Annotated in this window: 22 protein-coding genes; 5 read left to right on the forward strand and 17 right to left on the reverse strand. The window is 72.8% G+C overall.

What is annotated here, in order from left to right; all coding sequences use genetic code 11:
• Nucleotides 1-8: 8 nt before the first annotated feature.
• Nucleotides 9-1037, reverse strand: coding sequence for a DNA-3-methyladenine glycosylase family protein (locus ACIBZJ_RS15115; protein WP_395929672.1), 1029 nt, complete (start codon nucleotides 1035-1037; stop codon nucleotides 9-11).
• A gap of 125 nt (nucleotides 1038-1162) precedes the next feature.
• Nucleotides 1163-3466, reverse strand: coding sequence for a serine/threonine-protein kinase (locus ACIBZJ_RS15120; RefSeq protein WP_395929674.1), 2304 nt, complete (start codon nucleotides 3464-3466; stop codon nucleotides 1163-1165).
• Nucleotides 3467-3570: 104 nt separating this feature from the next.
• Between ACIBZJ_RS15120 and ACIBZJ_RS15125 the strand changes: the two genes are divergently transcribed.
• Nucleotides 3571-4443: an LLM class flavin-dependent oxidoreductase gene (locus ACIBZJ_RS15125; RefSeq protein WP_395929676.1), complete on the forward strand. Its 873-nt coding sequence runs from the start codon at nucleotides 3571-3573 to the stop codon at nucleotides 4441-4443.
• Between the two features lie 8 nt (nucleotides 4444-4451).
• Here the strand turns inward: ACIBZJ_RS15125 and ACIBZJ_RS15130 are convergent, their stop codons facing one another.
• The 7 genes from ACIBZJ_RS15130 to ACIBZJ_RS15160 all read right to left on the reverse strand — a co-directional run bounded on the left by ACIBZJ_RS15130 (nucleotide 4452) and on the right by ACIBZJ_RS15160 (nucleotide 14288).
• Nucleotides 4452-6110 (reverse strand): diol dehydratase reactivase ATPase-like domain-containing protein, encoded by a 1659-nt coding sequence (locus ACIBZJ_RS15130; protein ID WP_395929678.1) that lies wholly within the window; start codon nucleotides 6108-6110, stop codon nucleotides 4452-4454.
• Entirely contained in the window at nucleotides 6101-6454 is a 354-nt protein-coding gene (locus ACIBZJ_RS15135) for a diol dehydratase small subunit (RefSeq protein ID WP_395929680.1), read from the reverse strand. The genes ACIBZJ_RS15130 and ACIBZJ_RS15135 overlap by 10 nt, the downstream gene beginning before the upstream one ends.
• Nucleotides 6451-8685, reverse strand: coding sequence for a propanediol/glycerol family dehydratase large subunit (locus ACIBZJ_RS15140; RefSeq protein ID WP_395929683.1), 2235 nt, complete (start codon nucleotides 8683-8685; stop codon nucleotides 6451-6453). The genes ACIBZJ_RS15135 and ACIBZJ_RS15140 overlap by 4 nt, the downstream gene beginning before the upstream one ends.
• Before the next feature lie 11 nt (nucleotides 8686-8696).
• Nucleotides 8697-11015: a protein kinase gene (locus tag ACIBZJ_RS15145; protein WP_395929685.1), complete on the reverse strand. Its 2319-nt coding sequence runs from the start codon at nucleotides 11013-11015 to the stop codon at nucleotides 8697-8699.
• A gap of 180 nt (nucleotides 11016-11195) precedes the next feature.
• Nucleotides 11196-11648, reverse strand: a complete 453-nt coding sequence (locus tag ACIBZJ_RS15150; RefSeq protein ID WP_395929687.1) for a heme-binding protein — start codon at nucleotides 11646-11648, stop codon at nucleotides 11196-11198.
• Nucleotides 11645-12658: an acetamidase/formamidase family protein gene (locus tag ACIBZJ_RS15155; protein ID WP_395929689.1), complete on the reverse strand. Its 1014-nt coding sequence runs from the start codon at nucleotides 12656-12658 to the stop codon at nucleotides 11645-11647. The genes ACIBZJ_RS15150 and ACIBZJ_RS15155 overlap by 4 nt, the downstream gene beginning before the upstream one ends.
• A gap of 55 nt (nucleotides 12659-12713) precedes the next feature.
• Complete coding sequence (locus tag ACIBZJ_RS15160) at nucleotides 12714-14288, reverse strand: APC family permease (protein WP_395929691.1); 1575 nt, start codon at nucleotides 14286-14288, stop codon at nucleotides 12714-12716.
• A gap of 368 nt (nucleotides 14289-14656) precedes the next feature.
• Here ACIBZJ_RS15160 and ACIBZJ_RS15165 point away from each other — a divergent pair, with 368 nt between their 5' ends.
• The 4 genes from ACIBZJ_RS15165 to ACIBZJ_RS15180 are packed head-to-tail and all read left to right on the forward strand — an operon-like array spanning nucleotide 14657 to nucleotide 18347.
• On the forward strand, nucleotides 14657-15880 hold the full coding sequence (locus tag ACIBZJ_RS15165) for an aspartate aminotransferase family protein (RefSeq protein ID WP_395930238.1): 1224 nt from the start codon (nucleotides 14657-14659) through the stop codon (nucleotides 15878-15880).
• On the forward strand, nucleotides 15877-16830 hold the full coding sequence (locus tag ACIBZJ_RS15170; RefSeq protein WP_395929693.1) for a phosphotransferase enzyme family protein: 954 nt from the start codon (nucleotides 15877-15879) through the stop codon (nucleotides 16828-16830). The genes ACIBZJ_RS15165 and ACIBZJ_RS15170 overlap by 4 nt, the downstream gene beginning before the upstream one ends.
• 9 nt (nucleotides 16831-16839) lie before the next feature.
• Entirely contained in the window at nucleotides 16840-17604 is a 765-nt protein-coding gene (gene fabG, locus ACIBZJ_RS15175) for a 3-oxoacyl-ACP reductase FabG (protein ID WP_395929695.1), read from the forward strand.
• Nucleotides 17601-18347: a GntR family transcriptional regulator gene (locus tag ACIBZJ_RS15180; RefSeq protein WP_395929697.1), complete on the forward strand. Its 747-nt coding sequence runs from the start codon at nucleotides 17601-17603 to the stop codon at nucleotides 18345-18347. Before fabG ends, ACIBZJ_RS15180 begins: the two co-directional genes overlap by 4 nt.
• Here ACIBZJ_RS15180 and ACIBZJ_RS15185 read toward each other — a convergent pair.
• The 8 genes from ACIBZJ_RS15185 to ACIBZJ_RS15220 all read right to left on the reverse strand — a co-directional run bounded on the left by ACIBZJ_RS15185 (nucleotide 18337) and on the right by ACIBZJ_RS15220 (nucleotide 26200).
• The gene (locus ACIBZJ_RS15185; RefSeq protein WP_395929699.1) at nucleotides 18337-18843 is read right to left on the reverse strand and encodes a hypothetical protein; all 507 of its coding nucleotides are present in this window, start codon (nucleotides 18841-18843) and stop codon (nucleotides 18337-18339) included. The two genes, ACIBZJ_RS15180 and ACIBZJ_RS15185, sit on opposite strands and share 11 nt — an antisense overlap.
• A complete protein-coding gene (locus ACIBZJ_RS15190) occupies nucleotides 18840-19493 on the reverse strand; it encodes an RNA polymerase sigma factor (protein ID WP_395930240.1) in 654 nt (217 codons plus the stop codon). The genes ACIBZJ_RS15185 and ACIBZJ_RS15190 overlap by 4 nt, the downstream gene beginning before the upstream one ends.
• A gap of 7 nt (nucleotides 19494-19500) precedes the next feature.
• Nucleotides 19501-20247 carry a hypothetical protein gene (locus ACIBZJ_RS15195; RefSeq protein ID WP_395929701.1) on the reverse strand — a complete coding sequence of 249 codons (747 nt, stop codon included), beginning with the start codon at nucleotides 20245-20247 and terminating at the stop codon, nucleotides 19501-19503.
• 73 nt (nucleotides 20248-20320) lie between these two features.
• Nucleotides 20321-21430: a uroporphyrinogen-III synthase gene (locus ACIBZJ_RS15200; RefSeq protein ID WP_395929703.1), complete on the reverse strand. Its 1110-nt coding sequence runs from the start codon at nucleotides 21428-21430 to the stop codon at nucleotides 20321-20323.
• Nucleotides 21423-21785, reverse strand: a complete 363-nt coding sequence (nirD, locus tag ACIBZJ_RS15205) for a nitrite reductase small subunit NirD (RefSeq protein ID WP_395929705.1) — start codon at nucleotides 21783-21785, stop codon at nucleotides 21423-21425. Before nirD ends, ACIBZJ_RS15200 begins: the two co-directional genes overlap by 8 nt.
• Entirely contained in the window at nucleotides 21782-24274 is a 2493-nt protein-coding gene (nirB, locus tag ACIBZJ_RS15210; RefSeq protein ID WP_395929707.1) for a nitrite reductase large subunit NirB, read from the reverse strand. Before nirB ends, nirD begins: the two co-directional genes overlap by 4 nt.
• Nucleotides 24275-24393: 119 nt before the next feature.
• Nucleotides 24394-24639 carry a hypothetical protein gene (locus ACIBZJ_RS15215; RefSeq protein ID WP_395929709.1) on the reverse strand — a complete coding sequence of 82 codons (246 nt, stop codon included), beginning with the start codon at nucleotides 24637-24639 and terminating at the stop codon, nucleotides 24394-24396.
• A 100-nt stretch (nucleotides 24640-24739) separates the two neighbouring features.
• The gene (locus tag ACIBZJ_RS15220; protein WP_395929711.1) at nucleotides 24740-26200 is read right to left on the reverse strand and encodes a hypothetical protein; all 1461 of its coding nucleotides are present in this window, start codon (nucleotides 26198-26200) and stop codon (nucleotides 24740-24742) included.
• Nucleotides 26201-26396: the final 196 nt, after the last annotated feature.

The raw sequence follows: 26396 nt of genomic DNA on the forward strand, positions 1-26396 counted from the left end.
CGCAGTGATCAACGCGACACCGACTCTGCCTGATTTCGGAACGGCCGCACCCGCCGCACCCGGGACGCCGGCGCCCCGAGGACGCCCGCCGGAAGCTCGGCCGGCCGCTCCTCGACGCTCCCGGCCGACGAGCTTTCCGCCGACGAGCCTCCGGGCGATTCGCGGTACGAGCGGATCAGGACGGAGACCCAGCTGCGGTAGGGCGCCCAGCGGCGGGCCACCTCGATCAGCCGCGCGGGCTCACTGCCCGGGAGGCGGTACAGCTGCACCATCGTGGCGTGCAGCCGCCGTTCGGCCAGCGCGAACACGTCGGGCGCGCCGGCGCCGCGGATCAGCGTCAGCTCGGCCGAGAACGGCCCGACGCCGGGGAGCCGGCGCAGGTCGGCCAGTGCCTCACCCGGGTCGAGCGCCCGGAGCCGCTCGCCGGTCAACCGGCCCTCGGCGGCGGCGCGGGCCAGCGCGTGCAGCCGCTCGATCTTCGGCCCGGGCACACCGTCGAACTCGGTGACGGCCAGCAGCGACGCCGGAGCGGGGAACGCCGCGCTCTCGACCCCGGCGATCGTCCGGCGCTCGCCGTGCGCGGCCGCCAGCCGGGCCTTGACCGCGGCTGCCTGTGCGATGCGGACCCGGTGGCTGAGCACGGCCCAGCACGCGGCCTCGTACGGCGAGAAGAAGCACACCGGACGCAGCCCGGCGAACCGGGTCTGGAGCGCACCGACGACCGGATCGGCCGCGCCGATGCCGGGGAAGCCCGTCCCGTCGACGTCGAGCGAGAGAACGCGGGCCAGCTGCGCGGACGCGCGGGCCCGGACGTCGTCGGGGACCGCCTGGTCGAACTCGGCCACCACCGCGCCGTCGGCACGCTGGTGCACGGCCAGCCCCACCGCCGGCCACGCGACGCCGGGGGTCTCCACCGGGAACGCGAGCCGCAGGACGCCGTCGTCGGCGCCGGTGTACCGGGCCGGGCCGAAGCCCTCGAGGAACTGGGTGCTGGCGGCCAGCGAGAACGGGCCGCGCGGCGTCAGGACGATGGTCACGGAGATTCTCCTCCGGTCGACGTGATCCGACGTCCCCGTTCTACCCGCCCCCTCCGACAGTTCCGCCCACCCCGTTCACCCCCGACAGCCCGACAGCCCGACAGGCCGGTAGCCCGACAGCCCGCTCACCACGGCATCCGGAACAGGTCTCCTTCGGGGGTGCGGTGGTACAGGCGGTGGACGCGGTCGCCGGACACCGTCCGCTCGTCGGAGACGAAGTAGACGTCACGGGCGGCGGTCACGCTGATCGAGATCGTGCGCAACCGGGCGACCGGACGCACGAAGCCCTGCGAGTCGACCTCACGAGCGTCGCCGCCGCCCAGATAGACCGAGCCGTCGCCGCCGGCCGCCAGCGCGAACACGCTCGGGATGCCGACGATCGTGGCCTGCACGTCGTTGCGGAACGGGCCGGTCGTCCCGTCGCCGGCGAACGTCCGGATGAAGCCGGACCCGACCCGGACCACGCGGATGCGCCGGTTGCCCTGATCGGCGATGTAGAGCCGTTCACCCTCCGGGTCGACGGCGACGGCGGTCGGCATGTTGAGGAGCGCCCAGCTCGCGTAGAGGCCGTCGCCGCTGAAGCCGGTCTGCCCGGTTCCGGCGAACGCTTCGATGCTTCCGCTGGTCACCCGGCTGACCCGGTTGCGTTGCTGTTCGGCGATCCAGAGGACGCCGGTCCGGCTGACCGTGATCGTGAACGGCTCGGAGAGAAGCACGGACGTGCTGCTGGCCCGGCCGCTGACCGGGCGGGTGCCACCGCCGGCGACCGTGGTGATCGTGCCGTCGGCGTCGACCCTCCGCACCCGGCGGTTGCCCTGGTCGGCGATGTACAGGTTGCCGTCGCCGTCGACCGCGAGCGAGCCGGGGTCGCTGAGCGAGGCCTTGGTGGCGTCGCCGCCGTCGCCGGAGTAGCCGTCGGTGCCGTTGCCCGCAACGACGATCGTCGAGGAGCCGGAGAGACCGCGGGCATCGATGCGGCGGACCTCGTCGTGCGCGGGGTCGGAGACGTAGATCGTGGTACCGACCGCCACCACGCCGCCGGGACCGGGGACGACGTCGGGGCCGGTGGAGAACGTGCTCACGCCGAGTCCGACGACGATCGCGGCGAGGGCCGCTCCCAGCACCGCCGCGCCTCCGGCGACCGCCCGGCCGCGCGGCAGGAGCCGGGCCAGCCACCCGCCGTCCGGTCTCTCCAGCAGCCAGACCGGTGCGGCCGTGACGACCAGCGCCCCGTCCCGGGACGCCCCCCAGGCCACCACCTCCCGTCCGGGTTCACCACGCCCCTGCGCGGCCGGGCGTGAATCAGCGCCTTCAGGCCCGGGACGGCGGCCCGCGGGCCCGGGACGGCGGCTCCGGATCCGCCGGCCGGAGACGCTCGCCGGTTCGGCCTCGACCGCGGACGGCGGTGGCTCGGTGTGGTCACGCCCCAGGGCCAGTTCGTCCAGGCGGGCGGGTGGCAGGCCCCAGGGCCAGTCGGGCAGGCGGCGGCCGACCGTGGTCTCGAACGGGCGGACGCCGCTGCCGCCCCGCCCGGGCCGGGACGTCCGCGCGGCGTCCCGGAGCTCGTCGCCGACCCGCACCGGCAGCCCCGCCCGGGCAAGCCAGTCGGAGCCGTAAGCACCCGCGGCCGCGCTGGCCAGATCCAGTGCGAACGCCCGCGCGGTCGGCTGCCGGTCGTCGACGTCCTTCGACAGCCCGCGCAGGATCACCGCCGCCACCCGGGGCGCCACGTCCGGCATCGGCGGAGGCGGCGTGCTCTGGTGGTGCAGCAGCATCGCGGCCGGCGACAGCTCCCCCGCGAACAACGGCCGCCCGGTGAGCAGCCGGTACAGCACCACGCTCAGCGAGTACAGGTCGGTCGCGGGGCCGAGACGTCCGAGCGACGCCTGCTCCGGGGCCATGTAGACCGGCGACCCGACGAACGAACTCGACGCCGTGGCCGTGCCGTCGAAGAGCTTCGCGATGCCGACGTCCGCGACCTTCACCGTGCCGTCACCGGCGAACAGCAGGTTGTCGGGCTTGATGTCGCGGTGCAGTACCCGGCGGCCGTGCGCGGCCGACAGCGCGTCGGCGACCGCGAGCCCGACGCCGCACGCGTACTCGGGCGTCACCCGGCCGAACCCCCTGGCTCCGAGACTCCCCCCGCTCAGGCGCTCCATCACGAGCAGGCAGAGCCCCCGGTGCTCCACGTAGTCGTGCAATCGGACGATGTGCGGGTGGTCGAAATCGGCCAGCACCCGGGCCTCGTCGAGGAAACGCTGATCCGCAGTGGCCTCGCCGTCCGGGCCGGACAGCACCTTGATCGCGACCGAGCGGCCGAGCCGCCGGTGTGTCCCGGCGACGACCAGGCCGAACGCGCCGCGACCGAGTTCCGCACCCAGGTCGTAGCCGGGTAACGCCTCCTCGATGCGTGCGCGATCAACGATCATCCGGTGACCCCATCCGTCCAGCCAATAGTCGTTACCGAGCGCACCTGCCACAACGGCGTGGAAGTCTCAACCCGGAAACGACGAATCTGATCCAGGGAGACGAGATGTCCGAACGGCGGTTCCGGTTCGGCCTGGTGGCGGCGCCGAATCTGAGCGGGGACGAGTGGATCGGGCTGGCGCGGCGGGCCGAATCGCTCGGGTACGACACGCTGCTGCTGCCGGACGTGCCGGAGATGGGGTCGCCGTTCCCGGCGGCGGGTGTCGCCGCGGGGGCGACCACCACGCTGCGGGTCGGGACGTTCGTCGTGGTCGCTCCGGTGCGGACGCCGGCCTCGATCGCGGCCGAGAGCACCACGCTGGACCGGCTGACCGGTGGACGGTTCGAGCTCGGGCTCGGCACCGGACGCCCGGGCGCCGAACGGCTCGCCGCCCAGCTCGGTACCGAGCTCCCGCCCGCCGCCGAGCGCGTGCGACGGGTGGCCGCCACCGTAGAAGCCGTCCGCGCGGCCGGCGCCGCCCGAACGCCCGGCGCCGCCCGAACGCCCGGCGCCGCCCGCACGCCCGGCGCCGGGCCGCGGATCCTCATCGCGGGCGCCGGGCCGAAGATCCTGGCCGTGGCCGCCCGGCTCGCCGACACGATCACGCTGGCCCTCCCCCCGTCGGCGGACGAGAACGCGCTCAGAGAAGTGCTGGCACCGCTCGAAGACCTGGCCGGCGACCGGTTCGCGCAGATCGAACTCTCGCTCAACCTCGCCGCGGTCGGCGAGAAGCCAGTACCCGAGCTCGAACGCTGGCTCGGCGGCACCCCGGCCGAGCTGGCCGCGCGGGGTGCGATCGGCGTACTCACCGGCAGCCGGGCCGAGATGGCCGACCGGCTCGCCAGGCGCCGCGACGAGCTCGGGATCTCGTACATCGCCGCCAACGCCGCCGCCATCGACGACCTCGCCCCGGTCGTCGAACGCCTCGCGGGCACGTAGACCCACTGCTAGGAGCGTTGCGCCTCCAGCGCGGACAGCGCCAGCCCCCACGCGACCGCGTACCGGTGGCCGAGCCCGCCCGCCACGTCGCCGCGTCCCAGGCCGATACCGTCGGGCAGCACCGCGTCGACGACCCGGAGCACCTCGTCGTCGCCGGCCGGTCCCCCCACCACCACGACGGTGCCGGTGCCTGCTCCGGCCATCCCGCGGCGCACCGCGGTACCGAGCACCGCCTGCTTCAGCGCGAGCCGGAACGCCCGCCACTCCGCCGGTCCGATCCGGACCGTGATCGGCAGCAACCCGGCCGGCCCCGGCGCCGCGAGCCACCCCACCGTGCCGGCCGGCTGCGGCGACGCGAGGAACGTCTTGTCGCCGTCTTCCTGGACCGCCAGCTGCGGTGTCTCCACCCGCACGGCCGGACCGCGCTTGGCCCACTCCGCGACCCCGCGGGTCACACCGAGCCCCAGCGCCACGGCCGCGGTCAGCAGGTCTCCGCCGCCCGCCAGCACGCGCTCGCCGGACCACCCGACGACGTCGACGGTTCCGCCGCCCAGGTCCAGGACGAGCGAATCCGCGGGTGCGCCGGGCGTCGTCAACGCACCGGCGTGAGCCGCCGACGCCTCGCTGCCGACGCCCACCACCGGCACGCCGAGGGCCTCCTCCAGGAGCGCGGACGCCGGCACCTCCCCGCCCGACGGCAGCAGCCCGGCCAGCACGAACCCCGACTCCCCCGCGCCCGCCCGCACCAGCAGCGACGACGCCAGCGCGCCCACGTCCACGACCGCCAGGTCGTCGACGTCCACCGGCTCGCCTCCGTCCAGGGAGTACCGGGAAACGGCGTCGAGTGACCCGTCCGCGAGGGCCCGCGCCGCCTCGGCCGGCGGCAGCGCGCCGGACGGCGTCCAGATCAGGCTGGAAGGCGCGGACGACGACGGCGCAGCGGCCGGGAACGCCGCCACCACCGCGCTGGAGACGTCGGCCAGGCGGCGGGCCACCCGGCGCAGCGCGAGGCTGTCGGAGGCCGCCGCGGCCAGCGTGCCGGCCAGGGACAACGGGTCGGTCAGCCGCCGCAGCGGACGCCCGGACGGCGCCACCTCGACCGCCACCAGCGGCGCCGTCGCCACCGCGGACAGGTCCACGCCGTCCACGACCGGCACCGGCGCGTCCAGCCGGTTCGAGATCAGCCGAGCCTCGTCCGCAGCCAGCAGCACGGCGGCGATCGGCGCACCGGCGAGCAGCAGCTCCCGCAGCCGGGGCACCGCCTCCCGGTACCCGACCGGGACCAGCGCCACCACCGGCGGCCCGTGCACCGGTACGTCCGCGAGCCACACCGGACGGCCCGCGCCGAAACCGGCCCCACCGGGCGACGCCACCCCGGCAGCGACCACCGCGAACCGGCCGGTGTCGGGTGGCGGCTCGGGCACGGTCGCCGACGACGTCCGGACCGGGCGCAACGGGGCCACCGCGACCAGCACCAGCGATCCGGACGTCCGGCGCACCAGTCGCCGCACCAGCGCGGCCGCACCCCGCACGGACGACGGCGACCCTTTGACGCCCCGGGTCATCGTGCGGTCGGCCGCCACCGGCTCGCCGGTCGCCACCGAAGCGAGCACGACCTCGGTCGTGGCGTTGCCGACGTCGACGCCCGCGACCAGCGCTAGCGGCACAACCCGCGCCGCTGGTACACCGCCGCGGCCTCGCGCACCAGCGCGGCGTTCACCTGGGCACCCCGGTCTTCCAGCCACGACGCGAGCTCGGTCAGCTCGGCGAACGTGCTCCGCCGCGGACGGAGAGCCTCGTAGATGCGCATCACGTCGTCGTCGCCGAGCGCGGTGAGCTCGGCGGCCCGGCGGAAGTTCGCCGCGAGCTGCGGATTCCCGTGCGTTTCGGCGACCTGCGCCTGGTGCGCCAGCGTCTCCGGGTGGATTCGCAGGTCGTCGGTCGACACCTCGCCGGCCCGCACGGCGTCCAGCGTGACGTCGGACAGCTCCCGCCCGGAGAACGCCTTCATTCGGACACCTTCAGTTCGTCCGGGGTGGTCGGGGAGCAGCAGCCGCGTTCGACGGCGATCAGCGAGACCACCGCGGTGTGGTAGCGCGCCTCGATCGCCTCGTCGGTGTACGGGTTCTTGGCCGGCTCCGGCACCGCGCCGCGTGCGTGCCGCGCCGCGTTCACACCGAGCAGCCGGTAGTCGGCCCGGCCCAGCACCGGCGCCACCGAGTAGAGCTCCAGGTTGGCCAGCGGCGGCAGATCGCGCCGGTGGATCAGCGCAGTGCCCTTGGCCTGCAGCCCGACCGCGACGCCGGAGCCGGCGAGCCGGGCCGCCGACAACCCGATCATGCCCAGGTCGAGCGTGTCGTTGATGCGCACGACCCGCCCGAGGCAACCCTCCTCCTCGATCCCGGCCAGGATCTCGCGCAGCACCTCCACGACCGGCAGTCCGGAGAGCGACCGCCAGATCTCCCGCCCGGTCGCGGGCGAGACCCCGACCAGCACCTCGCGGGGATCGCTCCCGATCGCGGCCGGTCCGACCACCGAGATCGCGGACGACGCCCAGGACGCCTGCTCGGCCCGCAGGTCCTCGACCGAGCGCGCCTGCCGGATGTCGTTGATCTCCTCCTGCCGTGCGGGTGACGGCTCGTAGCCGGTGCCCGGACCGGCGTAGTCGTTCGGGTCGGTCACCAGCGACAGCACGTTCATGTCCTGGTCGAAGATCGCCGCGGTCTGCAGGTAGTCGCCCACGACCCGCGCCTTCAGCATGTCCAGGATCCGCGATGCCTCGTCCTCGAACCCGGACTCGGCCAGCGCGGCGACCACGTCCACCATCGACAGGCCGCTCTCCCGGATCGTCCGGGCCGCGTTCAGCACCGCAAGGGCATCGTCTCCGACCAGGTCCTTCGAACCGACGGCGTCCACCGCGGCGTCCACCGATTCGTCGGAGAGGTCGGACAGGCCGAACCACCGGTAGACGGCCTGCACCGCCTCGGCGGCGCGGCGCCGCAGCGCCTCCAGCGAGTCCGGCGGAGCCGTCTTCAGCCCGCCGTCGACGCCCCAGTCGCGCTGCAGGGCGAGCCAGTCGTCGAAGTCTTCGGCGTTCCAGTTGCTGGGGCCGAACATGTTGTCGTAGCGCTGGATAGTGCCGAACCCGCTGCAGACGAAGTCGGACCCGGCCAGCAGGATCGGCAGCGTCCTGGACGTCCGCCGGACGTCGGACTCGCTCATCAGCGCGTCGTTGCCGGTGCAGGCCTCCAGGTTGCGGGCCATCACCATCACGTTCTCGGCCATCAGCTCACGGACGCCGTTCGGGACGGCCGCGGCCACCGACGCGCCGTCGATGCCGCCGTTCTGCACGCCCTGCGCGCCGATCGCGCGGGCCAGGGCCACGCAACGCGACTCCAGGTAGAGCATCGAGCGGCGCTCGGCGCCACCCATGAGTACTTCCGCACCGGCGCCCGACGACACCCGCATCTTGATTCCCCTGGACGCGTACGCGGACGTCAGGAACGCCTTCGACCAGGGGGTGTCGTCGCCGTCGGTGAACACGCCCTCGGTGCCGTACAGCGACACGGTCTCGGCGTAGGAGACGAAACCGCGCAGGCCCAGTTCCAGCTCCAGCGCCTCTTCGACCGAGCACTGCACGAGGACGCCGGCGGAGCCGACCGCCGCCCCGACGCTCACCGCGACCGCGTTGGAGGGCGCATCGGCCAGGACCGGCACCGTGGTCTCGAGCTCGCGGAACCCGTAGGCGGCGGCGGTCGCGGCGTCCGCGGCGAGCAGCAGCGGGTCGTCGGCGCGGTTCGTGACGTGGCCCTGGTTGCTGGGGGTGCGGCGGGCGCGCAGCTTCGTCATCGCCATCGTCAGCTCGGCCGGCCGGAGCAGCGCCAGGACCCGGGCGAGCTTGGCCGGAGTGCAGCCGGCGACGATCCGGACCACGGCCGCGCGCGGAACCGCGAAATCGACCAGCCGGCGGGCGATCTCGACGTCGTCGAGAGCCATCGCTTCTTCGGCGACGTCCAGGTCGAGGCCGTGCGCGGCGATGAACGCGTCGATCGTGTCGAAGTCTTCCTCGGCCACGCCGTCGAGCTCGACGACCCGGCCGTCGGCCAGCCGGAGCGAGGGCTCCGGGTCGTGCGGCGAGCGCAGCGCGACCAGGCCGAGCTCGATGTTCTCGACCGCGAACCCGTCGAGGTTCACGCGCTGGGCGTCCAAGGCACGGATCCGCCCCACCCGCCGATCGGCCATGCAGGCTCCTGTCAGTTCGCGCGGATGTGAATCTCGGTCAGCTCGCCGTTCGACGTCCGCTTGAAGATCGTGTTGCTCGAGATGAAGTAGACGACGCCGTCACGGCCCGCCGCTACTGCATCGACGTAACGACCACTGACCAATTCACGGGCCGAGCCCCCGTTTCCGAGTTCACAGACCCCGTACGAGCCCACGTAGAGCTGGCCGTCGGAGCCGGCCGCCAACGTGTCGGGCCCGTTGCGCACGATCATCTTCGACGGGCAGTCGGCCAGCGTGCCGCCACCCGCGACCGGCTCGATGTCACCGCCGACCTGGAAGCCCCACACCGTGCGGTGTCCGCGGTCGGCGATGTAGACCCGGCCGTCGCCGCCGACCGTGATCGAGCGGATCTGGCCGAGGCCGGACGTCCCGTCCGGAGTTCCCTCGGCGGTCTCCCCGGCCGGGTCTTCGGCGACCGTCGTCAGGCCTTTCGTGCCCAGGCGGCGGACCCGCTGGGTGCCGTTGCCGCCTTCGCCGATGTAGAGCTGGCCGGTGCTGCTGGTCGCGATGACGAAGAAGTTCGGCAGCTTCGCGGCCTGCGGGTTCGTCAGGTCGTCGTTCTCCTCCGCGGTCGGTGCGCCGCCGACCACGGTCCGGATCTTCCCGTCGGCGGTGACCTGCCGGATCCGCCGCTCGGCGGTGTCGGCGATGTAGAGGCTGCCCTCCGGGCCGATCGCGAGCGACTGGGGGTAGGCCAGCTGGGCCTTGACCGCCGGGCCACCGTCGCCGCCGGAGCCCGGGCTGACCTCGGGGCCGGTGCCGGCCACCACGGAGATCTGCCCGGACGGCGTGACCTTCCGGATCTGCCGCTGGGTCACGTCGCTCACGTACAGGTTACCGGCGTTGTCGACCACCAGACCGCGGGGCGTCGTCGTCCGGAGCGCGACGTCCTCCGAGCCGGACCCGGACTTCCAGGGCGCGACGATCGCCAGCGTCACCGCGCTGATCGCCAGCACGGTGACCGCGGCGAGCGAGCCGACCAGGAGCGGCCGGCGGTACCAGCGGCGCCGACGCGAACCGCCGTCGTCGTCCACCGGTGGCCAGTCGTCCGGATCGTCGTACGAGGGGTAGGTCGTCTCGGCCGGTGGCGCGCCCGCGCCCTCGTCGGACGCCCTCCGGCGGCCGCCGCCGGAGACCGGGCCGCCCGGGGCCGGACCGCCGGAGGCCGGAAAGCCCGCGGCCGGGAAGCCCGACGTCGGGGCACCGGAGACGGGAGCGCCGCTGACCGGGGCGCTGACCGGGCCGTCGAGAGCGGGAGCATCGAAGGCGGGGGCCCCGGAGACGGGGGCACCGCTGGTAGGGGCTCCGGTCAAGGCCCGGTTCGGACTCGCCTGGCCGGGAACCGACACGCTCGCCCGGGCGGTCAGCGACCGCTCGTCGGTGTCGGACGGCCCCATCCGGGTGACGCCCTCGAGCCGCCCCCGGGCGGCGCTGCGCACCCGGCTGGACACCCGGATCGGCACCGCGACCTGATCGAGCCAGTCCGGGCCGAGCGCCTCGGCGGCAGCCCGGCCGAGGTCGATCGCGAACTCGTGCGCCGAGCGCTGCCGGTCCTTCGGATCCTTGCTCAACGCCTGGTCGAGCACCGCCGACAGCGATCGCGGGACGGTGAGCAGACGCGGCGCCGGCACGTTGACGTGGTGGTGCAGCAGCGCCGAGAGCGGCAGCTCACGGCTGAACGGCAGCTTCCCGCTGAACAGCTCGTAGAGCACGATGCCGAGCGAGTACACGTCGGTCGCCGGGCCGATCCGGAAGCCCTGGATCCGTTCCGGCGCGGTGTAGGCGGGCGTGCCGGACGCCGCGCTGACGAGCGATGCGCCGTCGGAAACCGTGCCGAACCCGACCAGCTTCAGGATTCCGTCGTTCGTGTAGAGCACGTTCTCCGGCCGGACGTCGCGGTGCAGCAGCCCGCGCTGGTGCACCGACGCCAGCGCGTCGGCGATCGCCAGACCGGCGGCGCACGCTTCGACCGCCGTCAGCCCCGATCTCTGGTGCAGCATCGGGCCGGTGACCCGCTCCATGATCAGGAGGCACAGCCCGTCGTTCTCGACGTAGTCGTGAATCCGCACGATGTGCGGATGGTCGAGTTCGGCGAGGAGGGTCGCCTCGGAGAGGAAGCGTTCGCGGAGCTCCGCGTCCGTTCCTCCGTCTGCCAGCACCTTGATCGCTGCTTGCCAGCCGATCCGCCGGTGGCGGGCGGCGTACACGACGCCGTAGCCGCCCCGGCCGATCCGCTCACCGACTTCGTACGCCGGTAAGGCAGCGTCCAGGCGCTCGCGATTCATCAGCATGACCCACGTCCATCCGGCATTCTCGGGCTCCGCTGCCATCACCGCTGGTACGAACGCGATTCTGCCGAGCTAGGGGGACTAGGGGGAATTGGCGGCGAAAAGTATGGCTAGATGCCGACCGTCTCGGTAACGCACGTCCGCTAGCTCGGTTACGGATAGTCCGCCGTTCAGCCCATGTCCTCATGATGCGGAATCCACTGGAGGGGCGTAGGGCCATCGGTCGGATGCCGCATTAACGCACGCGATGTCCTGTTCGACCGTTCCGCCGCTGACTCCGACCCCACCGACTACACGTCCCTCGGCCCAGAGTGGTTTACCGCCGCCGAAGCAGATGTACCGGCCGCCCGCGGCCGACGCCAGTCCCTGCAGCGGGCCGCCGGGCCCCGCCAGTGCGCCGAGCACGTCGGTCGCGACCCGGTGGGCCACCGCGGTGTAGGCCTTGTCGACGGCGAGCGTCGGACCGGCGATCTCGGCGCCGTCCATCCGGACGAACGCGACGAGGTTGCCGCCGCCGTCGACGACCGCGACCGAGACCAGGGCCCCGATCCCCTTCGCGGTGGCCAGCGCGGAGGCACAGAGCAGCAGCGCGGTGTCGAGGTCCGGCCCGATCGTCTCGGGCCCGATCAGGTTCATCGCGTCGCGCGCCAGCCGGCGCCGATCTCGCGCAGCCGGGCGTGGACGCCGCCCATCGCGGTCACCCCCGGGAGCGCCGACTTCGGCATCTTCGCGGTCATCGTGTAAACCGTGTCGACGACGTTCGCGACCGGCGTCAGCGTGGCCTGGGACACCAGTTGATAAGCGTCCAGTACCGACAGGCCGGTTTCGGCGGCCACCCAGCCGACCAGCTCGGAGTGGGCGATCCGGAACGCGTCCTCGAGCGGCTTGGTCGACCCGGTGGTGATCAGGAAGTCGTCGCTCTCGATCCGGGGCCACCGGCACGGCCGGCCCTTGATCACGTCCACGACCAGGGCGGTGTCCATCGCGGTCTCGACCGCGACCCCGCAGGTCTCGCCCTCGCCCTGCCTGGCGTGGCCGTCGCCGAAGCTGAACAGCGCGCCTTCCACGTTCACCGGCAGGTAGCAGGTGACCCCGGCCCGCATCTCCGGCGTGTCCATGTTGCCGCCCCAGTCGCCCGGCGCGAGCGAGTTGCGGACCTCGCCCAGCGCCGGGGCCACGCCGACCGTCCCGTGCATCGGGTCGAGCGGGAGGTCGACCGTGAAGTTCGAGTCCAGCGCCTGGTAGCGGACGGTCCGGGCGACCGGGTCGAGGTCGTAGATCCAGGTGCGCTCGGGAAGCGCCTGGTGCAGCAGCGGGGTGACCGGTGTGGCGGTGAGCGCCCCGAAGAACGGGACCGTGGTGCTCACGCCCCAGGTCTCCCGCGGCTCGATCGAGATGAAGTGCACGGCGAGCGTGTCGCCGGGCTCCGCGCCCTCGATGTGGAACGGGCCGGTCTGCGGGTTGAGGTAGCGCGGGTCGCACAGCTCGGAGCTGCGGTCGTCCAGCGAGCGGACGACACCCGCGAAGCAGTCTCGTGTCCACGTCGTGAGGACGGTCCCCGGCCGGAGCGACGCCACCGGGGCGACACCGCCGAACGTGTAGACGAGCCGGGCGGGATCGACGTCGGGATCGGGCTGGTAGTCCACCGGGCCTCCTGGCGCGAGGGCCTGGTCCGGCGCGCACCGGACCAGGCCTCACACATCAGCGTTCGTGCGACTCTGCCATCACGGTGGCACCGATCCGGTCGTAGCGCTCCGGACTGCGCGATTTCAGGATCAGCGCGCCGATCACGCCGGCCAGGCCGACGCCCAGCACGATGTACGGCATCGCCTTGAACACCGGGCTGCCCGCGGCCGCGCCGGCCGCGAAGTCGATGTTGCTGAACAGCAGGTAGACGACGTAGAGCATGCCGATCGCACCGATCAGCGGGGCCAGGAACGTGCGCCACCAGCTCGCGGTCTCCGGGTGCTTCTTGCGCACGTGGAAGTACCAGATCACCGCGACCGAGCAGATCGACTGGACGATCAGCAGCGCCATCGTGCCCATGATCGCCATCAGGCCGTACTGGTGGATGTACGCGACGTCCGGCGCGGCGTCCGTCGGCTTCTGCAGGAAGAAGAAGCCGAGCGTGATCAGGACCGTGATGACGCTCTGGGTGATCGACGCGATGTGCGGCGAGCCGTGCTTCCCGTGCGTCGCACCGAGCGTCCGCTTCAGCCCGTCCACGACGCCGTCGCGGCCGAGCGCGTACAGATACCGGGACGCCGCGTTGTGGAACGCCAGCGCACACGCGAACGAACCGGTGACGACCAGGACCTCGTAGACGTCCTTGACCCAGCCGGCCAGGAACCGGTCGGTGATGCCGTAGAAGAGGTCGAACGCGTTGCCGGTGCTGCCGCGGGAGATCGCGACCGCCTGGTCGAGGCCGTTGCCGGCGATCGCCATCCAGGACACGAACGTGTAGAAGAGGCCGAGCCCGATGACCGCGATCATCGTCGCCCGGGGAATGATCTTCTTCGGGTTCTTCGACTCCTCGCCGTAGACCGGGGTGGTCTCGAAGCCGACCCAGGACCAGAACGCGAAGAACAGGCCGATCGCGGCGCTACCGGTGATCGCCGCCTTCGGGTCGCTGGCCACCGCGCCGAACGCGTTCACCGGGTTGAGCGCGCCGGCCTCGATGCCGCTCGGGCCGCCGCCGCGCACCAGGATCGCGATGCCCAGCGCCGCCAGGATGATCACCTCGGCGACCAGGAAGACGCCGAGGATCTTGCCGGAGATCGAGATCTCGAAGTAGCCCAGCGCGGCGATGATCGCGATGCCGATCAGCGCGTACACGATCCAGCTGATCGACGGGCCGCCGAACGTCTCGATCGTGCTCTTCGTGAACGACGCCAGGATGCCGATCAGCGAGGCCTCGAACACGACGTAGGCGAGCGTGGCCATCAGGCCGGCGCCCATGCCCCAGACCTTGCCCAGGCCGTGCGAGATGAAGCCGTAGAACGCGCCGGTGGTCGTGATGTGCTTCGCCATGGCCACGTAGCCGATCGCGAAGATCGTCAGGATCACGGTGGCGAAGAAGAACCCGGCCGGTGCGCCGATGCCGTTGCCGTAGCCGACCGCGATCGGCAGGTTGCCGGTCATCGCGGTGATCGGGGCCGCGTTCGCCAGCGCGATGAACAGCACCGCCCAGAGGCCGATGGTGCCGGGTTTGAGGCGGTGTACCTCGTGGGGTGCGAGCCCCTCCGACTCGGCGGATGCATCCTGTGTCGTGCTCACGGGCCCACGCCCTTCCTGACAGACCAGCGGAATATGGAGAAATCGCCAGGGCGCAGCGCCGCGTCCGGAGTCGGAGGAATGGGTTCGGCGTCACATGTTCACCGTTACGACACGGGGGATCGTGGCACCGTACGAACGAGTGATCAATATCCAGCCTGTTACGGTCCTGTTTCGGTGCAACCATTTGACGAATCGGTCCGACCAGGGCTAGTTATTGGCTCTACCGCAGCGGCGCGGGACGCTCCCCACCGGCCCCGGCGCGGAAGGTCGTGCAGATGACCGTTCAACCCGACCAGACCACCGACCGAGTCGCCGAGCTCGCCGCTGCGCTGGCCGGCGGTGGTTTCCCGTGGGCGTCCAAGGACGCCATGCTCGAGGCTTCCGAGACGTACTGGAACCCCGGGAAGACCCGCTTCTGGAGCGACGAGGGCGTCCCGCTGGTCATCGACCGGCGCGAGGGCTACCACTTGCACGACGTCAGCGGGCACACGCTGATCGACGTCCATCTCAACGGCGGGACCTACAACCTCGGTCACCGCAATCCCGACGTGGTCGCCGCGGTCCGGAACGCGATGGATCGGTTCGACGTCGGCAACCACCACTTCCCGTCGATGGCCCGTACCGCGCTGGCCGAGGCGCTGGTGCGGACGGCCCCGGCCGGCCTGACCAAGGTCGTCTACGGCAGCGGTGGCGGCGAGGCGATCGACATCGCGATCAAGTCGGCCCGGCACGCCACCAAACGGCGCAAGATCGTCTCGATCGTCAAGGCCTACCACGGGCACACCGGGCTCGCCGTCGGCACCGGCGACGACCGTTTCTCCCGGATGTTCCTCTCCGACTCCCCGGCCGACTTCCCGCACGTCGAGTTCAACGACCTCGGTGCGATGGCCGACGCGCTGCGCGGCGACGACGTCGCCGCGGTGATCATGGAGACGATCCCGGCCACCTACGGCTTCCCGATGCCGGCCCCGGGCTACCTGGCCGCGGTCAAGCGGCTCTGCGAGGACCACGGCACGCTCTACATCGCCGACGAGGTGCAGACCGGCCTGGGACGCACCGGCTCGCTCTGGGGCATCACCAAGCACAACGTCGACCCGGACCTGCTCGTCACCGGCAAGGGGCTGTCCGGCGGCGTGTACCCGATCACCGCGGTGCTGGCGAGCGACCGGGCCGCGGCCTGGCTGGACGAGGACGGCTTCGGCCACATCTCGACGTTCGGCGGCGCCGAGCTCGGATGCGTGGCCGCGCTGACCACTCTGGACCTCACGCTCCGCGCCGAGACCAGGGACAACGTCGAGGCGCTGAGCGGCATCTTCGCCGAGGGCCTGGCCTCGATCCGGGCCGAGTTCCCCGACTGGCTGGTCGGCATCCGCAAGGACGGCGTGGTCATCGGGCTGGAATTCGCGCACCGCGAGGGCGCCAAGTACGTGATGCGGCGGCTCTACCGGGAAGGCGTCTGGGCGATCTTCTCCACGCTCGACCCGCGGGTGCTGCAGTACAAGCCCGGCCTGCTCGTCACCCCCTCGCTCGCGGCCGAGATCCTGGACCGGACGCGGACGGCGATCCGGCTGTCGAGGGAGGACACCCGGTGATCGCGGAGGCGGCTCTCGCGCGATACGGGCTGACGGCGTCCGCCGAGCTCCTGAACGTCTCGGAGAACGAGACCTACCTGGTGCACGGTCCGGGGGCGTCGCAGACCGTGCTGCGGGTACATCGGCTCGACTACCACCCGCCCGGCGCGATCCCGTCCGAGCTGGCCTGGCTGGACGCGCTGCGCACGGAGGCCGGTGTGCGGACACCGCGGGTCATCCCGGCCGCGGACGGCTCCCGGGTGGTGACGGTCCCCGACCCGTCCGGCGGCCCCGACCGCGACTGCGTCCTGTTCGAGTTCCTGCCCGGCCGGGAGCCGCGCGAGGACGATCTGGTCACCGACTTCGAGCCGCTCGGTGCGCTCACCGCGCGGATGCACCGGCACGCCCGGGCGTGGACCCGTCCGCCGGGGTTCGTCCGATTCCACTGGGACACGCCCGCCGCGTTCGGCGCCGACGGCGCCCCGGGCCGCTGGGGCGACTGGCGGCTCGCGCCCGGTGTCGGGCCCGCCGAACGGTCGGTGCTGGAACGTCTGGAGACGACGCTGCGCGAGCGGCTGCGCCGGTACGGCTCCGGCCCGGAGCGGTACGGGCTCATCCACGCCGACCTGCGGCTGGCGAACCTGCTCGTGGACGACGGGGTCAGCGTCATCGACTTCGACGACTGCGGGTTCGGCTGGTACCTCTACGACCTCGGCGCCGCGCTGAGCTTCTTCGAGCATCTGCCGGAGGTTCCGGAGGTCATCGACGCCTGGGTCCGCGGATACCGGTCGGTCGCCGACCTGCCGGCCGCGGACGAAGCCGAGATCTGGACGTTCGTCCTGTTCCGTCGCCTGTTGCTGACCGCTTGGATCGGTTCGCACCCGGCCGTGGACATCGCCGCGTCGCTGGGCGCGGGTTACACCGCGGGCTCCTGCGCACTGGCCGAGCAGTACCTCTCCACCCACACCTGAGGGGACCGAATGTTCACATCACTGGCCGGGCGATCGGTGATCGTCACCGGGGGCTCCCGGGGCATCGGCAAAGGCATCGCGCGGGTGTTCGCCGGCGCCGGGGCGTCGGTGCTGATCGTGGGTCGCGACCTCGCGGTCGCCCAGGCGGCCGCGGACGAGATCGGCGGCTCGGCGTTCGCCGCCGACATCGCGACGGTGGAGGGTTGCCGGGCGGTGGCCGAGGCCGCGGTCGAGCGGCACGGGGGCATCGACGTGCTGTGTGCGAACGCCGGGATCTTTCCCGACCGCAAGCTCGCCGACCTGACCGAGGCCGACGTCGACGAGGTCTTCGGCACGAACGTCAAGGGCACGATCTTCGCCGTGCAGGCGTGCACGGCCGCACTGGCCGCGTCCGGGCACGGGCGGGTCATCCTCACCTCGTCGATCACCGGGCCGATCACCGGCTACCCGGGCTGGTCGCACTACGGCGCGAGCAAGGCCGCCCAGCTGGGGTTCCTGCGGACGGCCGCGCTCGAGCTGGCACCGGCGAAGATCACCGTCAACGCGGTGCTGCCCGGCAACGTGCTCACCGAGGGCCTCACCGACCTGGGCGAGGACTACCTGCGCACGATGGAGGCGTCGATCCCGCTGGGCCGGCTGGGTGCGGTCGAGGAGATCGGCAGCGCGTGCCTGTTCCTGGCCACCGACGAGGCCGCGTACATCACCGGTCAGACGATCGTCGTCGACGGCGGGCAGACTCTGCCGGAGACGCTCGAAGCCATCGTCACCGCGTGACCGACGGCACGGCGGTCGAGGCGGCCCGCAGCCGGATGCTGGAGCTGATCACGTCCGGGTCGCTCGAGCCGGGACAACGGCTGGGCTCGGAGCGCGAACTGGCCAGCGACCTCGGGGTCAGCCGCTCGACGCTCCGGCAGGCGCTCGGCGTCCTGGAACAGTCGGGCGTGGTGCGCCGGGTACCGGGCCGGGGCGGTGGCACGTTCGTGCGCCGGGCCAAGATCGAGCGTGATCTCTCCAGCGTGGTCGGGGTACCGGCGCTGTTGCGCGCGCAGGGTTTCACCGCCGGTTCGCGGGTGGTCAGCGCGGCGATCAGAACGGCCGACGACGCCACCGCGGCCGCGCTCGAGCTCGAACCGGGCGGCCTGGTCACCGAGGTCGTCCGGATCCGGCTGGCCGACGGGTCGCCGGTGTCGCTGGAGCACGCCCGGCTGCCGGCCGAACGCTTCCCCGGCCTGCTCGAGCTACCGCTCGGCGGCTCGGTGTACGAGTTGCTCGACCAGCACTACGGGGTTCGCCCGGCCGAGGCCGTGGAGCAGATCGAGGCGGTCTCCGCCGGGTCCGACGAGGCATCGGTGCTCGACATCGCCGCCGGGTCCCCGCTGCTGTCGATCGTCCGCACGGCCAAGGACGGCGACGGCGTGCCGTTCGAGTTCTCGCACGACCTGTTCCGCGGCGATCGCACCCGGATCCTGGTCAGGACACCGGGCGCGACCGGTACGGAGCTCGGGGTCATCGGCTAGTCGCGGGCCCGCTGCCGACGATCGAGGGAGTCGCGGCGGGGGCCGACGTCGGATCCCTGGTCGTCGGGACCGGGGCTACCGGCGACGCGTCCACTCCGGGTGCGGCCTCGCTCGGCGACCGGCCGGCCCGCGAGGCCGACGGGGGCGCCGGCGTGGCGTCGGCCGGGCTTTGGGGTACCGCGGGGCCCCTGGTCTCCGACGGGCTCGGCCTGGCCGGCTCCGACGCCGCCGGGGTGGGCGACGCCGCCGGGCGGCCGGACGGCTGGTGGCTCGGGCGGATCGGGCTCTCGCGCACCTGAGTGACCAGCACCAGCACCGCGACCGCGGCAAACGCGGCGGCCAGCGCCATGCCGGTGAACAGCCAGCGGGTCTTCGACGCCGGCGAGCGGTGGCCGCGGGTCGGCGGGGCCGGCGGGCGGAGGTCCGCGGCGGTGATCGATTCGGCGCGGGCGGACAGCGCCGCGCTCAACCTCCGTTCGGTGTCGGTGATCGTCATCTCCGGGCCTCCAGCAATTTCTCCAGCGTGTCGAGGGCCCGGCTGGCGGTCGACTTCACGGTGCCGCGCGAGATGTTCAGCGTCTCGGCGATCTGGGCTTCCGACAGGTCGGACCAGTACCGCAGCACCAGCACCTCACGCTGACGCTGCGGCAGCGTGCCGAGCGCGGCCAGCACCTCGCGGTGCTCCTCGGCGAGGATCACGCCCTCGTCGGTGGCGGGTGGGTACTCGACCCGTGGCGGTGCGGCCCGGAACGTCTTACGTCGCCGCAGGACGCTCCGGGCCGCGTTCACCACCGACCGGTGCAGGTAGCCGTCCGGATTGTCGACGCCCGACAGCGCGGCACCGTGGCGGCGGTACGCGGCGGCGAACGCGTCCTGGACGACGTCCTCGGCGGTGGGGAGGTCGTCCACCAGGAGAACGGCCAGGCGGACGAGTGCGAGGCGCCGGTGGTGGTAGAGCTCGACGAGCGTCTGGCCGCCGCCGCTCGGAGCCGTCGGCACGGCTCGGGGAGCACCCCAGGAGAGCTCCTCGGAGCCGGCGTCGGCGGGCACCGGATCGGCGTCGGCGCCTGCTACCCAGCGTGCCAGCCAGCCCAGCCGGCGCCGCCGGGTGGGTGCCGGTGCGGGCAGGAGGAACGTCGTCACCAGGCCATCCTCACCGAGTCGAGGCGCTCGGCGCCACCGGCGCCGGGTGAGCGGGCGTCGCGCTCCGTGCGGGAGCCGCGGGAACCGCGCGCGGCGGCTGCGGGGCGGTCGCCCGGCTGCGCGACCGGGCCGGAACCGGCCGGGCCGGGGTCACCGACGGAGCCTGCGGCGCCCGGGTGGAGTCCACCGGCGGAGCCGGTGCGGCCGGAGCCTGTGCGGGCGTCTCGCACGCCGGGCTCACCGACGGCGGCGAAGGAACCGCCCGCGGCGACGCGGTCTCGGCCGGAACCGGCCGGGCGTCCGTCGGCGGGGCGGTCTCGGCCGGAACGGGCCGGGCCGTCTTCGGCGGGGCGGGCCGGGTCGTCTTCGCCGGGGCGGGCGCCGGGGCCGTGCTCCGGCCCGTCCGCGGTGGCGCGGTCTCGGCCGGCGCGGCGGGGACGGCGCTCTGGGCCGGGACGGCCGGGACGGTGGAGTCGGTCGGCTCGGCCGGGTCGGCCGAGGCGCTCTCGGCCGGGACCATCGTGCAGCCGGGGGTCCTCGGAACCGGCGTGGCTTCCTTCGGCGGCACCGGAGCCGCGGTCGCCGTGCTCGGCGCCTGCGCGGGCGTCTTCGTCGCGGTGGTCACCGGAGACGGCGCCGGGGACGGCCCGTCGTCAGTCATCGCCGCGTTCGCCGCTATCCCGCCACCCACGACGAGTGCCACGGTCGCCGCCGAGGCCAGCAGTAACGTGCGGGTGCGGAGTCGGGGCAGGGACACGAACATCTCCCGGGGTCACGGGCCGCTTTCCGGCCCTTCACCCGTTCAGACGCGCGAGCGCGCCCGAGGTTGCTCAAACGACCGCCGGAGAAAAAATCCGCAGCCGGTAGCCCCGCTTGATCACGGTCTCGATCAGGTCGGCCCCACCGAGTGCCGCCCGCAGCCGGGTGATCGCCATCTCGACCGCGTGGTCACCGGCGTCGCCGGCCGGCAGCACCTCGCGCAGTTCGGCCCGGCTGAACACCCGCCCCGGCCGGGACGCCAGCGACCGCAGCACCGCCATCGACGTCGGCGGCGCCGCCACCAGTTCCCCGTCGACGAGCACCGCGTAGCCCCGCACCTGCACTTCGTGGTCCGAGACCCGGAACGCCGGGCACCGGCCCGGCAGGGCGTCGGAGACCGTCCGCACCAGCGCCCCGAGGCGGTACCGTTCCGGGCTCACCACCGGAATCCCCCGCCGCTGGAGCACCGAGGCGGTCACCGGCCCCACGCACGCCGCCAGCACCGAGGACCCGAATGCCTTGGCCACGGCCTCACCGCGGCCGCACTCGTCTGCCGTCGCCAGCAGGTTCGACGCCGCCGCCGCACTGGTGAACGTGACCGCGTCGACCGCGCCCGCGCAGATGCTCTCGACCAACCGCCGCAGCGGCACCACGTCCTCCGGCGGCACCCACCGGTACACCTCGACCTCGACGACCTCGGCCCCGGCGGCGGTGAGCGCCGACGCCACGTCCCGGAGCGGCTCGCCGTGCAGCTGAATGGCCACCCGTTTGCCGTCCACCCCGGCGTCCAACAGGTATCGGAGGACCTCGGCGCTGGTCTCGGACGCGGCGTGCCACTCCTCGGTCAGCCCGGCGGCGCGGATCGCGCCGCGTGCCTTGGGCCCGCGGGCCAGGACCGTCGCGTCGGCCAGCACGGCCCGCAGCGGGTCGGCCAGGCCCCAGCCCTCGGTCGCTTCCATCCACCCCCGGAACCCGATCCCGGTCGTGGCGACCACGAGATCGGGCGGACGCTCGAGCAGCCCGCGCGTGGTCGCGAGCAGCATCTCGTCGTCGGGAAGCGAGATGATCCGCAGTGCGGGGGCCATCACGACCCGCGCACCCCGACGCTCGAACAGTGCGGCCAGCTCGTGCCTGCGACGCTCGGCCGTCACCGCGACGGTGAACCCGTCGAGCTCACCCACGCCGCAGCTCGACCTCGACGACTCCGTCTCGCACCCGGACCGGCCAGGTCGGCAGCGCGGGCACGGCCGGGTCGGAGAGGCACTCACCCGTGGCCAGGTCGAACACCTGCTTGTGCAGCGGGGACGCCACCGCGCGGCGGCCGCCCCGGGTGCCGACCAGGCCCCGGGCCATCACCTGCGCCCCGGTGTACGGATCACGATTTCCGACCGCATAGACCCGATCGTCCCATAGCCGGAACAGGGCGATCTGCGCGCCGTCGAACAGGGCACAGGCGCCCCGCTCGGGCAGCAGGTCGGCCAGCCGGCAGGCCGCGCGCCAGTCGAGTGCGGCGGGAGCCGCGACGGTCACCGTCATCGGGGCATTACCTCCAAGGTCGGTCCGGCCACGAGCTCGCCGGGACGCGCTGGCCTCGGCTGGCCGCGCTCGTACACGATCTCGATGCTCGAATCGGTCACACCAGGGGCGTTGATGAACGGGACGAACCGGGCCAGGCGCTCCGGATCGGCCAGCGTGTCGGCCCACTCGTCGGAGTAGTTCTCGACGTGTGCGGCCATCGAGGCGTCCAGGTCAGGACCGATGCCGAGCACGTCGTCGCAGACGACCGACCGGAGGTAGTCCAGTCCGCCGTCCAGGCCCTCCAGCCAGGCCGCCGTGCGCTGGAGACGCTCGCCGGTCCGGATGTAGAACATCAGAATCCGGTCGATGTATGTCAGAAGCGTTTCGGTGTCGAGATCGCTGGCGAAAAGATCGGCGTGCCGGGGGCGGAACCCGCCGTTGCCGGCGACGTAGAGGTTCCAGCCGGTCTCGGTCGCGATGACGCCGATGTCCTTGCTGCGGGCTTCGGCGCACTCCCGGGCGCAGCCGGAGACCGCCATCTTGACCTTGTGCGGGGCACGCAAGCCCCGGTAGCGCAGCTCCAGGTCGATGGCGAGCCCGACCGAGTCCTGGACGCCGTACCGGCACCACGTCTCCCCCACGCAGGACTTCACCGTGCGCAGCGCCTTGCCGTACGCGTGCCCGGACTCGAACCCGGCGTCGATCAGCCGCTGCCAGATCGCCGGGAGCTGGTCGAGCCGGGCGCCGAACAGGTCGATCCGCTGGCCGCCGGTGATCTTCGTGTAGAGGTTGAAGTCGCGGGCGACCTCGCCGATCACGATCAGCCGCTCCGGCGTGATCTCGCCGCCGGGGATCCGCGGTACGACCGAATAGGTGCCGTTGCGCTGGAGGTTCGCCAGCGCGTGATCATTGGTGTCCTGCAGCGCGGCCTGCTCGCCGTCGAGGATGTAGCCGCTTCCGAGACCGGCCAGGATCGAGGCGACGACCGGCTTGCAGATGTCGCAACCCCGCCCGGTGCCGTGCGCGGCGATCAGCCCGGAGAACGTCCGCAGGCCGGTTTCCCTGACGACGTCGAAGAGTTCCGCCCGCGAGTACGCGAAGTGCTCGCACAGGGCGGTGCTGACGTGCACTCCGCACTCGTCCAGCAGCGTCTTGAGCATCGGCAGGCAGGAGCCGCAGCTGGTACCGGCCCGGGTACACGCTTTGATCGCCGGGACGTCGGTGGCGCCCTCGGACGTGATCGCGGTGACGATGTCCTTCTTGGTCACCGCGTTGCAGGTGCAGACCTGGGCGTCGTCCGAGAGCGAGACGTCCCCGAACAGCAGCGTCTCCGGCGTCGCCGGCAACGCGCGGCCGATCAGCGGACGCAGCCCCGCGTACGCCGACGCGTCGCCCACCAGGACCCCGCCCAGGAGCGTGCGGGCGTCGTCGGAGATCACGAGCTTCTTGTAGAGCCCGGCGACCGGGTCGGAGAAAACCACGTCCAGCGGGCCCTGTGTCGCTCCGAAACTCGCCACCTCGACGCCGAGCAGCTTAAGCTTCGTCGACAGGTCCGGTGCGGCCAGCGACGCGGTGCCGCCGAGCAGCCGATCGGCGACGACCTCGGCCATCGCGTAGCCCGGCGCGACCAGGCCGTAGACCACGCCGTCGACCGCGGCGCACTCCCCGACGGCCCAGATCGCCGGGTCGTCGGTGCGGCACGACCCGTCGACGAGTACCCCGCCCCGGACGCCCACGGACAGCCCGGCGGTACGCGCGAGCTCGTCCTGCGGCCGGATGCCCGCCGCGAACACGACGAGTCCGGCGTCCAGGACCGAACCGTCGGTCAGCGTGGCCGAAACGACGCGCTCAGTGTCGTCCGCCTGAAGGGACGCGGTACCGACGCCGGCATGCACCCGGACGCCGAGCTGCTCGACCAGCCGGCGGAGGGCCTCACCGCCGCCCGGGTCGACCTGCTGGGGCATCAGGTGGGGCGCGAACTCGACCACGTGGACGGGAACGCCGAGGTCGCGGAGGCCGCCGGCGGCCTCCAGACCGAGCAGACCGCCGCCGACGACGATCGCGGCGCGGTCGCCGGGCAACGCGGCGGCCTCGGCCCGGATGCGGTCGAGGTCGTCGAGCGTGCGGTAGACGTGGCAGCCGGCCAGTCCGGCGCCGGGCACCGGCGGGACGAACGGGCGGGAGCCGGTGGCCAGCACCAGCGCGTCGTAGGTCAGTTCCCGGCCGGACGCCGTGCGGACGACCCGGTTCTCCCGGTCGACGTGGACGGCGGCATCACCCAGGTGACACGCCCGCCGGCCGCCGTCGTACCAGCCGTCGGGCACCAGACCGAGCGCGGCGCCGGGATCGGTGAGATAGCGGGAGAGCGCGACCCGGTCGTACGCCGGGTGCGTCTCCTCACCGAGGACGGTGACGCGCCACTGACCGTCCCGATCGCGATCGGTGACCGCTTCGACCATTCGCTGGCCGACCATGCCGTGGCCGACGACCACCAGGTGGCTGCTCATGCAGTCGAGCGTCGCCAGGGCGGGTTTCGCGACCGGTTCGCGCGTATTTCACGGGCGCAAACTGGATCTCACACCGGCCGGGCCGGGCCGTGCGGCCGGCGCGGGCCGGCGATGCCGACTCAGAACGCGGAGTAGCGCCGCCGCTTCACGACCGGCTCCTGGTCGGTCTCGTTCCGCACGATCTCGTGCGTGACGCCCGGCGGCAGCGGTTCGTCGCTGTCGGGCCCGGTTTCCGTCTTCGTTTCCGTCTTCGCGCGGTGCTCGCGCTCGATCTCGTCGGCCTCGACGATCTCGCCCCGCGCGATCAGGTCGGCGAAGAACTTCGCTTGCTCGGCAGCATCTAAGGTCTGGCGTGCAGCGGACATTTCTGCCTCCCGAACGTCGGCGGGTGCCGCTACGGACTTACCCGTCGCACTTGACGGTAACTCGCCCCGGCCCGGAAAGAACCGGGCCGGGGCGAAACTCTCAGTCGAAAACTCGACGGCGCAGCTCCAGGCCGTGGCCGTTGTCGGCGACGGTGTGGGTCCGCAGCGTGGTGTCCACGGCCGCCGCCGGCGAGAACCCGCGCCGGAGCTCGCGCGGCACCGCGACCCGGCCCTGGCGGAACAGATCCTCGACGAACGCGGCCGCGACGTCCTCGCCCGCGGTCGGCTCGAGCTCGCCACGCGACGGCGCGGCCGACGCGACCGAGAACCGTGGCGCCTCGATCGGCGCCCGCACCGTGAGGACGTCCGCGAGCCCGTACTGGCGGCCCGGCACCTCGACCGCGGACGTCGTCGCGGTCCGTGTCCGGGGCACGCCGGCCGTCATCTGCCTGCCGGGCGGCTTCTGCTCCGGGGAGTCCCCGCCCTCGGACAGCGCCTCGGCCGACCCCGGCGACAGGATCCCGTGCCGGACGAACGCCGCCTGCAGCGCCTCGGTGTACCGACCGGCGAACTTCTCCTGGTCGGCCTCGATCAGGTGCGCGGCGACCTGCGCGTAGAACGCGGGCACCGCGGCGGTACCGATCACGGCCGTGACCAGCAGCGTCGCGGCGTCGTCACCGGCCGTGCGCAGGGCCGCGTCGTCCACCGGAGCCCCACCGGCGACCGTGTGCACCATGCCGGCCAGCGACCGGAGGAACGCGCCGGTGAACACCCGGGAGAACGAGTGCGGCTCGCTGGAGAGCTGGCTGGCCGGCGCGCTCGGCGGGAGCGACACCGGATCGCGGTAGAACAGCTCGTTGGACGCGTTGCGCAGGCAGTCCGGGTCGGCGGAGGTCGGCGCGAGCTGCCGGACCGCCCAGCCGAGTTGCTCGGCCAGCCGGGACAACCGCGACGAGCGGGAGAGCTCGCCGCCGGTCTCACCGATCACCTGCTCACGCAGCGTGGCCAGACGCAGGCCCGAGAGCACCGCGGTCATGTCGCCGAACGACTCGTGGAAGGCCGCGATCTCGGCGCTGGCGGCGTCCCACATCCAGGGGCAGAGCGCGTCCAGCACGGCGTGGCCGGTCTCGTGGCTGACGATGTCGGGGCTCTCGCCCGACCAGACCGTCACCCCGGAGACGTGCTGCCGGAAGAACGAGAGGCCCTGCCGGTCGTAGTACGCGTTGAGGTCGGTGCCGGCCTCGAGATCGGCGGTCAGCGTGTCGCCGACGGCCGGGTTCCAGACCGCGCCGTCCGGGAACGAACCGGCCGGGAACAGCGGAGCGTAGAGCGCGACCGTGCGGCCGAGCGCTTCGGCCGCGGTCCAGTACCGCACCACGCCCTCGGGATCCGTCGGGATGCCGCCGGCGACGTCGATGGCGAGCGGTGCGGTCCGTAACGGTGGCCGGGCACGTAAGACCGGGGTCCTGGTCGAGGGCGGCGCTCCGGGATCGTCCTCCCAGACGCTGACCTCGTCTGCGGTCGGTGCCGCCGGTTCCCCTGCTTCGCGCACTGTCGTCACTACGCCGTTCCTCCTGAGTCGTCACTGACGGTCCCCATCATGGCCCGTCCGCGCCAGTAGGAAACGGCACCGTATGTAACACCTAGATGTCCGGGGGATGAGCTTTTGTCCCGCGGATTTACCAGCGAAACCGGGACCTCGACTTCTGGATCGAAACACCTAACGTTAAGACTGCTTTTAGTCGTTTTTATATGCT

The sequence above is a fragment of the Cryptosporangium sp. NPDC051539 genome (assembly GCF_044454545.1).
Classification (GTDB): Bacteria; Actinomycetota; Actinomycetes; order Mycobacteriales; family Cryptosporangiaceae; genus Cryptosporangium.

Coding starts and splice junctions, on each gene's coding strand:
- ACIBZJ_RS15140 (WP_395929683.1), bottom strand. CDS start 8,685: ATGGCCGATCGGCGGGTGGGGCGGATCCGTGCCTTGGACGCCCAGCGC.
- ACIBZJ_RS15145 (WP_395929685.1), bottom strand. CDS start 11,015: ATGCTGATGAATCGCGAGCGCCTGGACGCTGCCTTACCGGCGTACGAA.
- nirB (WP_395929707.1), bottom strand. CDS start 24,274: ATGAGCAGCCACCTGGTGGTCGTCGGCCACGGCATGGTCGGCCAGCGA.
- ACIBZJ_RS15215 (WP_395929709.1), bottom strand. CDS start 24,639: ATGTCCGCTGCACGCCAGACCTTAGATGCTGCCGAGCAAGCGAAGTTC.
- ACIBZJ_RS15165 (WP_395930238.1), top strand. CDS start 14,657: ATGCTCGAGGCTTCCGAGACGTACTGGAACCCCGGGAAGACCCGCTTC.
- ACIBZJ_RS15120 (WP_395929674.1), bottom strand. CDS start 3,466: ATGATCGTTGATCGCGCACGCATCGAGGAGGCGTTACCCGGCTACGAC.
- ACIBZJ_RS15150 (WP_395929687.1), bottom strand. CDS start 11,648: ATGAACCTGATCGGGCCCGAGACGATCGGGCCGGACCTCGACACCGCG.
- nirD (WP_395929705.1), bottom strand. CDS start 21,785: ATGACGGTGACCGTCGCGGCTCCCGCCGCACTCGACTGGCGCGCGGCC.
- fabG (WP_395929695.1), top strand. CDS start 16,840: ATGTTCACATCACTGGCCGGGCGATCGGTGATCGTCACCGGGGGCTCC.
- ACIBZJ_RS15185 (WP_395929699.1), bottom strand. CDS start 18,843: ATGACGATCACCGACACCGAACGGAGGTTGAGCGCGGCGCTGTCCGCC.
- ACIBZJ_RS15135 (WP_395929680.1), bottom strand. CDS start 6,454: ATGAAGGCGTTCTCCGGGCGGGAGCTGTCCGACGTCACGCTGGACGCC.
- ACIBZJ_RS15125 (WP_395929676.1), top strand. CDS start 3,571: ATGTCCGAACGGCGGTTCCGGTTCGGCCTGGTGGCGGCGCCGAATCTG.